We start from the raw sequence: 9,430 nt of genomic DNA, 5'->3' as shown, positions 1-9,430 counted from the left end.
GCTGGTCTGCCGGAGCGGGCCGCGGTGATCTCGATCGCCACGAGCCTGCAGGAGTCGAAGCTGGAGAACCTGGGTCACCTGGGCGACAAGAACGACCACGACTCGCTGGGCCTGTTCCAGCAGCGCCCCTCGAGTGGTTGGGGCACGCCGGAGCAGATCACCGACCCGGAGTACGCCACCCTGGCGTTCGAGAAGGGTCTGAAGCAGGTCGACGGCTGGGACAAGATGCCGCTGACCGAGGCCGCCCAGACCGTGCAGGTCTCGGCCTACCCGGACGCCTACGCTCAGTGGGAGCAGCAGGCCGCCGACATCGTCGCCCACAACTGGAACAGCTGAGCCAACACCACTGGCCGGCACCCCGAACGACGGGGTGCCGGCCAGCGGCGTTTCCAGCAGGCGTCGGGCCGGGCGGCGCGCCAACCCCCTCAGTCGACGTCGGCGACCAGCTCGACCTCGTACCCCTGCTTGTCGGAGAGGTAGGCCGCGTAGGTCTGCGGGCCACCGGCGTGTGGGTGGCGGTCGGGAAAGAGCAGCTCCCAGCCGTGCTCCGGCGCGGCGGCGACCAGCCGGTCCACGGCGGCCGGCGGGCCGGCGTGGAAGGCCAGGTGGTTGAGGCCCGGCGCGCACCGGTCATGCGTGGGCCCGGTCAGGGCCGGCGACTCCTCCAGGACCAGGTAGGTCGCGCCGAGCCGCCAGGACCGGCCGGCCGGCCAGTCCTGGTACGGCGTCCAGCCCAGCTCGCCGAGGAGCCAGCCCCAGCTACGGGTGGCGGCGGCGAGATCGGGTACCCACACCTCCACATGGTGCAGCGCGCCGACGGTCAGCGCTTCCCGCCCGGCACCCATAGCACATCCCCATCCGGATTTGCCGTTCTTGACAGGATAAAGAGCAGATCGGAGAGCCGGTTGAGATACTTTGCCGGGAGGGTGCTGGTCCGGTCCGGGTCGTGCGTGACCAGCGCCCACGCCGCACGCTCGGCGCGCCGGGCGGTCGTCCGTGCCACGTGCAGCAGCGCCGCACCAGCGGTGCCGCCGGGGAGGATGAAGGAGTCGAGCTTGCTCAGGCGCGCGTTGAAATCGTCGCACCAGCCCTCGAGGCGCTCCACGTACTCCTCGGTGACCCGCAGCGGCGGGTACTTCGGGTCGGGCTCCACCGGGGTCGCCAGGTCCGCGCCGACGTCGAACATGTCGTTCTGGATCGACTGCAGCACCCCCCGCAGCTCCTCGGAGAGCTGCCCCAGGGCGAGCGCCACGCCGATGGCGGCGTTGCACTCGTCCACATCCGCGTACGCGGCGATCCGCGGATCGGTCTTCGGCACCTGCTCGTTGTTGCTCAGCCTGGTCATGCCGGCGTCGCCGGCCTTGGTGTAGATGCGCGTGAGGTGGACGGCCATGACGCACAGCCTACGGATACCGGACCTGACGATCCCGGCGCGGCCGGCACGCACCGCCTGGCCGGCGGGGGTCGGACCGGGCGACGCCGGCGACCCGGCGGTCAACGACGTCGACGTCATCCGGGTGCTCGGTGAGGCCCGGCTGGCCGGCACCGTGCACGTGGTGGGGGCGAAGAACTCCGCACTGAAGCTGATGGCGGCGGCGTTGCTCGCCCCGGGGCGCAGCGTGATCACCAACGTTCCCCGGATCACCGACATCGCCATCATGGGCGAGGTGCTGCGCCGGCTCGGCTGCGTCGTACGCTTCGCCTCCGACGACCCGGTCGACCCGATGGCGGCCCGCGGCGGGGTGGAACGGTCCCGGGCGGTGGTGATCGACGTGCCGGAACAACCGGGCGCGGAGGCCGACTACGACCTGGTCCGCCGGCTGCGCGCGTCGATCTGCGTGCTCGGTCCGCTGCTGGCCCGCCGGGGGTACGTGCGGGTTGCCCACCCCGGCGGCGACGCCATCGGCTCGCGCGGCCTGGACATGCACATCGCCGGGCTGGCCCGGATGGGCGCGGAGATCTCCGGCGAGCACGGCTTCGTCATCGCCGAGGCCCCGGACGGGCTGCACGGCGCGGACATCCCGCTGGACTTCCCGAGCGTCGGCGCCACCGAGAACCTGGTGATGGCGGCGGTGCTGGCCCGGGGCACCACGACGATCGACAACGCGGCGCGGGAGCCGGAGATCGTCGACATCTGCACGATGCTGAACCGGATGGGCGCCCGGATCGAGGGGGCCGGCACGTCGACCCTGCACATCGTCGGGGTGCCCGAGCTGCGCCCGGTGCGGCACGCCACGGTGGGGGACCGGATCGTCGCCGGCACGTGGGCGTTCGCGGCCGCCATGACCCGCGGCGACGTGACCGTGACCGGCGTCGACCCGGCCTACCTGGAGGTCGCGCTGGACAAGCTGGTCTCGGCGGGCGGCCTCGTGGAGACCCGGGGCGGAGCCTTCCGCGTACGCATGGACGACCGGCCGAAGGCCGTCGACGTGGTCACCCTGCCCTTTCCGGGCTTCGCCACTGACCTGCTGCCGATGGCGATCGGGCTGGCGGCGGTCAGTGACGGGGGCTCGCTGATCACCGAGAACATCTTCGACGGCCGGTTCATGTTCGCCAACGAGATGATGCGGCTCGGCGCGGACATCCGGACCGACGGTCACCACGCCCTGGTGTGCGGGAACGAGCGCCTCTCCGGCGCCCCGGTACGCGCCACCGACATCCGCGCCGGCGCCGGCCTGATCATCGCGGGCCTCTGCGCGGACGGCGTCACCGAGGTCTCCCACGTGCACCACGTCGACCGCGGCTACCCGGACTTCGTGGCCGACCTGCGGGCCCTCGGCGTCGAGGTGGAACGCGGAACCGCGCCCGAGGAACCCGACCTCGCCATCTGAGGGACCGCCCCTTAGCAGTCGTTCAGCCTCGCGGATTAGGGTGCTGGCAGACACTCATTCGCAGCGAGGGAGAAGCAGATGGCGGGTCGACTCGCGGTCGTCGGTGCCGGTTTGATGGGCGCGGGCATCGCCCAGGTGGCGGCGCAGGCGGGCTGGCAGGTGACGCTGCGCGACCTGGACGACGCGGCCACCAAGCGGGGCGTCGACGGCATCCGGAAGTCGCTTCAGAAGTTCGCCGAGAAGGGGAAGATCGAGGCGTCCGAGGTCGAGGCGACCCTGGCCCGGATCACGCCGACCACCGAGCTGGAGGCGGCGGCCGACGCGGACATCGTCGTCGAGGCGGTCTTCGAGAAGATCGAGATCAAGCACGAGGTGTTCCGCGCGCTGGACAAGATCTGCAAGTCCGACGCGGTGCTGGCCACGAACACCTCGGCCATCCCGGTCACCCAGATCGCCACCGCCACCGAGCGTCCGGAGTCGGTCGTCGGCACCCACTTCTTCTCGCCGGTGCCCATGATGAAGCTCTGCGAGCTGGTCCGCGGCTACAAGACCAGCGACGCGACCCTGGCCACCGCCAAGGCGTTCGCCGAGGAGATCGGCAAGACCGTCGTGGTGGTCAACCGGGACATCGCCGGCTTCGTCACCACCCGGCTGATCTGCGCCCTCGCCATGGAGGCGGTCAAGCTGGTCGAGTCCGGCGTGATCTCCGCCGAGGACCTGGACACCGCCTGCAAGCTGGGCTTCGGCCACGCCATGGGCCCGCTGGCCACGGTCGACCTGACCGGCGTGGACGTGCTGCTCAACGCCACGAAGAACATCTACACCGACACCGCCGACGAGAAGTTCTTCCCGCCGGAGCTGCTCCAGCGCATGGCCACCGCCGGCGACCTGGGCCGGAAGACCGGCCAGGGCTTCTACGCGTACTGAGTCGTGCGTGGCGCGCCCCCGGCCGTCGCGGCCGGGGGCGTCACGCCTTCCGGGGCGGGGTGAGGGCCGCGCCGAGCAGGGCGAACGCGTCCGGGATGACGGTGCCCCAGTAGGCGAAGTTGTGCCGGCCGTCGGCCCAGGCCGCGCGGACCGGGGGCTCGGGCAGGGCCCGGGCCAGCGCGCGGACGTCCTTGAGGAAGTTGTCCTGCCGGCCGCACCAGAGGCCGACCGGGGTGCCGCGCAGCCGGTCCGCGCCGGTGAAGACCGCGTCGCCCGGACTGACCGCGGGGGAGAAGGCGGCCACCGCGCGCAGCCAACCCGGGTACGCCTCGGCGAGCAGCAACGCACCGAACCCGCCCATCGACCAGCCCCAGGCGGCGAGCCGGCTGCTGTCGAAGCCGCGCCGGGCGCACCAGGTGGGCAGCTCCTCGCGGACCATCCGCTGCGGGTCGTCGTCGCCCGAGCGGCGCCAGGAGAGCCGGCCGCCGGTCGCCCCGGCCAGCGCGAAGGGCGGGGCGCCGCGGCGTACCGCGTCGGTGAGGAAGCGGGCCAGCCCGAACCGGCCGTAGTCCCGGGGTGTTGCCGAGGCGCCGTGCAGCACCAGGCAGACGGGAAGGCCGCGGCCGTCGCCGTACCCCTCGGGCACGGCCGTCCAGAAGTCCACCTCCCGGCCGCGGGCCCCGGAGGCGATCCGGATCAACCGCTCGTCCCCGGCGGGCGCGTCCGGCACGGCAGGCCCCGGCCCGGGCCGGGGCTCGGCGAGCTGCCGGGCGGTTAGCCCGCCGACCACCGCGGCGCCGACCACGCCGGCACCGGCCGCCAGCAGCGTGCGCCGGGTCAGGATGTGCGTCATGCCGGCGAGTGTGTCACCCGCGATGCGTATCGTCAGCCGTCGCGCTTCGTGGTCCAGCGGAAGGTCGTCAGGCAGAGCACCAGGCCGATCACGCACCAGAGCCCGAGCACCAGGGCGACGCGGCCCAGCTCGAACGAGCCGCCCGGTTCCTGCGCCCCGAAGCCGTCCGGCAGGAAGACCGACCGCAGCCCCTGGCACATCCACTTGAGCGGGAAGAGCGCGGCGACCTGCTGCATCCAGCTCGGCAGGCTGGTGAAGACGAAGAACACCCCGGAGATGAACTGGAGGACCAGGGCGACGGGGGTGACCACGGCCGAACCGCTGCGGGCGGTGCGGGCCAGCGAGGAGATGGCGATGCCGCACAGGGTGCAGGCGGTGACACCGAGAACGGCGACCCAGCCGAAGGTGGCCCACTTCGCGGCGGTGTCCGGCAGGTTCAGGTCGAACAGCGCCACCGACACGGCGAGCAGCAGCGCCGTCTCCGCGATGCCGATGGCCACCACCATGAGCACCTTGCCGGCGAACCAGACCCACTTCGGCATGGGCGTGCCCCGGTAGCGCTTCAGCACGCCCCGGTCCCGCTCGATCGGGATCCAGATGCCGAGGTTCTGGAAGCTCACCGTCATGAGGCCGGTCGCGATCATGCCGGTGATGAAGTACTGCGTGTAGCTCACGCCCGGCGCGATCTCGTCGTTGAAGATCGCCGCGAAGATCAGGATCATGATGATCGGGAAGCCCATCGTGAACACGACGGACTCCCGTGAGCGCAGGAACTGGGTGATCTCCAGCCGGCCCTGCCGCAGGGCGAGCGCGCCCCCGCCCGGCCGGCGGCCCGGGGCGGCGGCGACCGGGGCGGCCGGCTTCGTCGTGGTGGTCATCAGTGTCCGATCATCCGCAGGTAGACGTCTTCCAGGGTCGGCCGGGTCACGGTGAGGCCGGGAACCTCGCCGCCGAAGCGCGCGGCCAGTTCCGCCACCAGCGCCGTCGGCGTCGCGGTCTCCGCCGTCTCCGGCGTCCCGTCCGGGGTACGCCAGGAGACCGTCGCCAGCGCCTCCTGGCGGTTGCCCAGCCGGTTCGGCGGGGCCACCTCGACCACCCGGCCGGCGGCGATCACACCGACGCGGTCGGCGAGGGCCTCGGCCTCGTCCAGGTAGTGGGTCGTGAGCACGATGGTGGTGCCGGCGGCGGAGAGGTCGCGGATCAGCTCCCAGAACTCGCGCCGGGCCTCCGGGTCGAAGCCCGTGGTGGGCTCGTCGAGGAAGAGCAGCTCGGGACGGCCGACGATGCCCAGCGCCACGTCGAGCCGGCGCTTCTGCCCGCCGGAGAGGGTGTGCGTGCGGGCCTTGGCCTTGGCGCCCAGCCCGACGCGCTCGACCACCTTCTCCGGGTCGTCGGCGTCGGGGTAGAAGCCGGCGAAGTGGCGGACCACCTCGCCGACGGTCAGCTCGTCGAACTCGCCGGTGCCCTGGAGCACGATGCCGACGCGGGACCGCCAGCCCGGGTCCGGATGGGCCGGGTCGGCGCCGAGCACGCGCACCTCGCCGGCATCGCGCCGCCGGTAGCCCTCCAGGATCTCCACGGTCGTGGTCTTGCCGGCGCCGTTCGGGCCGAGCAGGGCGAACACCTCGCCGCGGTGGACGTCCAGGTCCACGCCCGCCACCGCGAGGTTGTCGCCGTACGCCTTGCGCAGCCCCCGTACGGAGATCGCGAGCTCGTCATCCATGACGTCCAGTGTGCGACTCCGGCGGGCCTGGCGGGGGCCCGGGGTGTGGTGGTGTCGGCCATGTCGCGCCGCTCGTGCCCGTCGGTCCGCTCCATGGACCTGTGTGGTTTTCCACAGCCCGTTTTACTGAACGGTAACTTAAACTCCGGCCATGGACGAGAAGGCTCCTTCGGGGCGGCTGCCGGAGCGCGACCGGCCCTGGGTGATGCGCACCTACGCCGGGCACTCCTCCGCCGCGGCCACCAACGCGCTCTTCCGCCGCAACCTGGCGAAGGGGCAGACCGGGCTCTCGGTCGCCTTCGACCTGCCCACTCAGACGGGCTACGACCCGGACCACGAACTGGCCGCCGGCGAGGTGGGCCGGGTGGGCGTACCGGTGGCGCACCTCGGTGACATGCGGGCCCTCTTCGACGGCATCCCGCTCGCCGAGATGAACACCTCGATGACCATCAACGCGCCGGCCATGTGGCTGCTCGGCCTCTACGGCACGGTCGCCGCCGAGCAGGGCGCCGAGCTGGCCCGCTGCGCCGGCACCACGCAGAACGACATCATCAAGGAGTACCTGTCCCGGGGGACGTACATCTTCCCGCCGGCGGCGTCGCTGCGGCTGACGGCGGACGTCATCGCGTACACGCTGCGCGAGATGCCGAAGTGGAACCCGGTCAACATCTGCTCGTACCACCTCCAGGAGGCCGGCGCGACGCCGGTGCAGGAGGTCGGCTTCGCCCTGGCCACCGCGGTCGCCGTGCTCGACGCGGTGCGCGACTCCGGCCAGGTGCCCGCCGAGCGGATGGGCGACGTCGTCCAGCGGATCTCCTTCTTCGTCAACGCGGGCGTGCGCTTCGTCGAGGAGATCGCCAAGATGCGCGCGTTCGGCGCGCTCTGGGACGAGATCACCCGCGACCGGTACGGCGTCGAGAACCCGAAGCAGCGCCGCTTCCGGTACGGCGTCCAGGTCAACTCGCTGGGCCTCACCGAGGCGCAGCCGGAGAACAACATCCAGCGCATCGTGCTGGAGATGCTCGGCGTCACCCTGTCCCGCGACGCCCGCGCCCGCGCCGTCCAACTGCCCGCCTGGAACGAGGCGCTGGGCCTGCCCCGCCCCTGGGATCAGCAGTGGTCGCTGCGCATGCAGCAGGTGCTGGCGTACGAGTCGGACCTCCTCGAATATCCCGACCTGTTCGACGGCTCGCACGTGATGACCGCGCTGGTGGACGACATCGTCGCCGGGGCCCGGGTCGAGCTGGAGAAGGTGCTGGAGATGGGCGGCGTGGTGGCCGCCGTGGAGACCGGCTACCTGAAGAGCGCCCTGGTCGCCTCGCTGGCCGACCGGCGCCGCCGGATGGAGGCCGGCACCGACGTGGTGGTCGGCGTCAACCGGTTCACCGAGACCGAGCCGTCCCCGCTGACCGCGGCCGGCGCCGAGGCCATCGAGCAGGTCGACCCCGCCGTCGAGGCGGCCGCCACCACCGCCGTACGCGAGTGGCGGGCCGGCCGGGACGCGGCGGCCGTGGACGCGGCACTCGACCGGTTGCGGGCGGACGCCGCGACCACGACGAACCTCATGGCAGCGACGCTGGAGTGCGTGCGGGCCGGGGTGACCACCGGCGAGTGGGCCGGGGCGCTGCGCCAGGTCTTCGGCGAGTACCGGGCGCCCACCGGCCTGGCCGGCGCGGCCGGTGCGGGCGGCGACCCCGGCCTGGGCGCGGTCCGGGAGCGGGTGGCCGCGACCGCCCGCGAACTGGGCAGCGGCCGGTTGCGGCTGCTCGTCGGCAAGCCCGGCCTGGACGGGCACTCCAACGGCGCCGAGCAGATCGCGGTACGCGCCCGCGACGCCGGCTTCGAGGTCGTCTACCAGGGCATCCGGCTGACCGCCGGGCAGATCGTGGCGGCCGCCGTGGAGGAGGACGTCGACCTGGTCGGCCTCTCGGTGCTCTCCGGCTCGCACCTGGCCGCCGTGCCGGCCGTGCTGGACGGGCTGCGCGAAGCCGGGCGGGCCGACCTGCCGGTGGTGGTCGGCGGCATCATCCCGGCCGTCGACGCGGACGCGCTCCGGGCCGCCGGGGTCGCCCGCGTGTTCACCCCGAAGGACTTCGCGCTGACCGGCATCATCGACGACCTGGTCACCGTGATCCGCGAGGCCAACGACCTGCCCTGACACCGGACCGGTCGTTTGGGTTGCCGGCCTTGGTCTCCCGGCCTCCTGGTCAGCGGCTGGCGTAGGTCTGGCAGTCCGCCAGGTCCATCTCCGGGCCGACGGTGATCGCCGGGGCGTGGCACTCCAGGTCGGAGTTGTGCCGGCAGTCCGCGCGCTGGCAGGCCCCGACCTGGGCGATCATCTGCTCGACGCCGCCGCGTACCGGCGACTCGATGAAGGTGTGGCAGTGGGCGTGGTCGGAGCTGCCGATCGTGATGGCGAAGGCGTGGCAGTCGTTCGTGTGGTTGTAGGCGCAGGACCTGACTGCGCACTCCTGGACCCGGGGCATCTCCAACGACGCGGTCATCTCTGCGGCCCTCCTCTGGACGTCTGCCACGAATGTAGGCATTCGTCCCATCTCCGGCCGCGGATCCGGCCTGGGGTCATGCGGTCGGGTGCCCCTGTCGCCCCTTCACGCCGCCAGTTGCCCCACGGCGAGGGGCGAGGCGAGTGGGTGGCAGTGGTGGTGAACGCCGCTACGAACTTGATGACGTGAACGAGTCAGCCCGCGCCGGTCGGTCGGCGCTACAACGGTCTCGGGTATGGGGCTTATGTCCGGTCCGTGACGGCCGTCGGCCGCTGAGTGGAACGCTATGTATGTATCCGGAGTCCGGATACATACATAGCGTTCCACTGACGGGTTCTTTGCCCTGCGGGGCCAGGACACCCCGGGGGAAGTGTCCGTCCTGGCCGGAAGGCGGGCCGAGGCTTCAGGGGGCTGTTGACTCGTTTCGGTCATCAAGTTTGTAGCGACGTTCAGGAGCACTGCACCCGGCTGGGTTCCGGGGTGTGTGTGGGGCGGTGTGTCCGTTTCGCGGGTGACCGGGGGCACGCTGGTGGCGGAATGGCTGGTGGGCGGGGGTCGTTATACCCGGTGCACGACCGAGGACCACGGCCCC

The 9,430-nt window shown here is 72.1% G+C and carries 9 protein-coding genes and 1 pseudogene; 4 read left to right on the top strand and 6 right to left on the bottom strand.

Going from position 1 to position 9,430, the window contains the following annotated elements; genetic code table 11:
* Nucleotides 1-336, top strand: a pseudogene (locus ABZW14_RS34025) (hypothetical protein); the annotation flags it as partial.
* 89 nt (nt 337-425) lie between these two features.
* Here ABZW14_RS34025 and ABZW14_RS34020 read toward each other — a convergent pair.
* Together ABZW14_RS34020 and ABZW14_RS34015 are read right to left on the bottom strand one after the other, a co-directional pair.
* Nucleotides 426-845 carry a VOC family protein gene (locus tag ABZW14_RS34020; protein ID WP_355355306.1) on the bottom strand — a complete coding sequence of 140 codons (420 nt, stop codon included), beginning with the start codon at nt 843-845 and terminating at the stop codon, nt 426-428.
* Complete coding sequence (locus ABZW14_RS34015; protein WP_355355303.1) at nt 821-1,393, bottom strand: cob(I)yrinic acid a,c-diamide adenosyltransferase; 573 nt, start codon at nt 1,391-1,393, stop codon at nt 821-823. The genes ABZW14_RS34020 and ABZW14_RS34015 overlap by 25 nt, the downstream gene beginning before the upstream one ends.
* On the opposite strand from ABZW14_RS34015, the gene murA reads away from it, so the two are divergent.
* Both murA and ABZW14_RS34005 read left to right on the top strand, forming a co-directional pair.
* Nucleotides 1,392-2,831, top strand: a complete 1,440-nt coding sequence (gene murA, locus ABZW14_RS34010; protein ID WP_355355300.1) for a UDP-N-acetylglucosamine 1-carboxyvinyltransferase — start codon at nt 1,392-1,394, stop codon at nt 2,829-2,831. The genes ABZW14_RS34015 and murA overlap by 2 nt on opposite strands.
* A 78-nt stretch (nt 2,832-2,909) precedes the next feature.
* Nucleotides 2,910-3,758 carry a 3-hydroxyacyl-CoA dehydrogenase family protein gene (locus ABZW14_RS34005; RefSeq protein ID WP_355355297.1) on the top strand — a complete coding sequence of 283 codons (849 nt, stop codon included), beginning with the start codon at nt 2,910-2,912 and terminating at the stop codon, nt 3,756-3,758.
* A gap of 40 nt (nt 3,759-3,798) precedes the next feature.
* Here the strand turns inward: ABZW14_RS34005 and ABZW14_RS34000 are convergent, their stop codons facing one another.
* From ABZW14_RS34000 to ABZW14_RS33990, 3 genes are read right to left on the bottom strand one after another with little or no spacing between them, the layout of a single operon-like run.
* On the bottom strand, nt 3,799-4,611 hold the full coding sequence (locus tag ABZW14_RS34000) for an alpha/beta hydrolase-fold protein (protein WP_355355294.1): 813 nt from the start codon (nt 4,609-4,611) through the stop codon (nt 3,799-3,801).
* Between the two features lie 32 nt (nt 4,612-4,643).
* Complete coding sequence (locus ABZW14_RS33995) at nt 4,644-5,489, bottom strand: ABC transporter permease (protein WP_355355291.1); 846 nt, start codon at nt 5,487-5,489, stop codon at nt 4,644-4,646.
* Entirely contained in the window at nt 5,489-6,334 is an 846-nt protein-coding gene (locus ABZW14_RS33990; protein WP_355355288.1) for an ABC transporter ATP-binding protein, read from the bottom strand. Before ABZW14_RS33990 ends, ABZW14_RS33995 begins: the two co-directional genes overlap by 1 nt.
* 151 nt (nt 6,335-6,485) lie before the next feature.
* Between ABZW14_RS33990 and ABZW14_RS33985 the strand changes: the two genes are divergently transcribed.
* On the top strand, nt 6,486-8,492 hold the full coding sequence (locus ABZW14_RS33985; protein WP_355355285.1) for a protein meaA: 2,007 nt from the start codon (nt 6,486-6,488) through the stop codon (nt 8,490-8,492).
* Between the two features lie 49 nt (nt 8,493-8,541).
* Here ABZW14_RS33985 and ABZW14_RS33980 read toward each other — a convergent pair whose 3' ends face one another.
* The gene (locus tag ABZW14_RS33980) at nt 8,542-8,838 is read right to left on the bottom strand and encodes a DUF1540 domain-containing protein (RefSeq protein ID WP_355355282.1); all 297 of its coding nucleotides are present in this window, start codon (nt 8,836-8,838) and stop codon (nt 8,542-8,544) included.
* Between the last annotated feature and the right edge of the window lie 592 nt (nt 8,839-9,430).

The sequence above is a fragment of the Micromonospora sp. NPDC004551 genome (genome assembly GCF_040609975.1).
Lineage (GTDB): Bacteria > Actinomycetota > Actinomycetes > Mycobacteriales > Micromonosporaceae > Micromonospora.
This window is presented reverse-complemented; position numbering and strand designations above follow the sequence as displayed.

Bases quoted from the DNA above. Each gene is read 5' to 3' on its own strand.
- ABZW14_RS34020 (WP_355355306.1), bottom strand. From the start codon at position 845: ATGGGTGCCGGGCGGGAAGCGCTGACCGTCGGCGCGCTGCACCATGTG.
- murA (WP_355355300.1), top strand. From the start codon at position 1,392: ATGACGCACAGCCTACGGATACCGGACCTGACGATCCCGGCGCGGCCG.
- ABZW14_RS34015 (WP_355355303.1), bottom strand. From the start codon at position 1,393: ATGGCCGTCCACCTCACGCGCATCTACACCAAGGCCGGCGACGCCGGC.
- ABZW14_RS34005 (WP_355355297.1), top strand. From the start codon at position 2,910: ATGGCGGGTCGACTCGCGGTCGTCGGTGCCGGTTTGATGGGCGCGGGC.
- ABZW14_RS34000 (WP_355355294.1), bottom strand. From the start codon at position 4,611: ATGACGCACATCCTGACCCGGCGCACGCTGCTGGCGGCCGGTGCCGGC.
- ABZW14_RS33995 (WP_355355291.1), bottom strand. From the start codon at position 5,489: ATGACCACCACGACGAAGCCGGCCGCCCCGGTCGCCGCCGCCCCGGGC.
- ABZW14_RS33990 (WP_355355288.1), bottom strand. From the start codon at position 6,334: ATGGATGACGAGCTCGCGATCTCCGTACGGGGGCTGCGCAAGGCGTAC.
- ABZW14_RS33985 (WP_355355285.1), top strand. From the start codon at position 6,486: ATGGACGAGAAGGCTCCTTCGGGGCGGCTGCCGGAGCGCGACCGGCCC.
- ABZW14_RS33980 (WP_355355282.1), bottom strand. From the start codon at position 8,838: ATGACCGCGTCGTTGGAGATGCCCCGGGTCCAGGAGTGCGCAGTCAGG.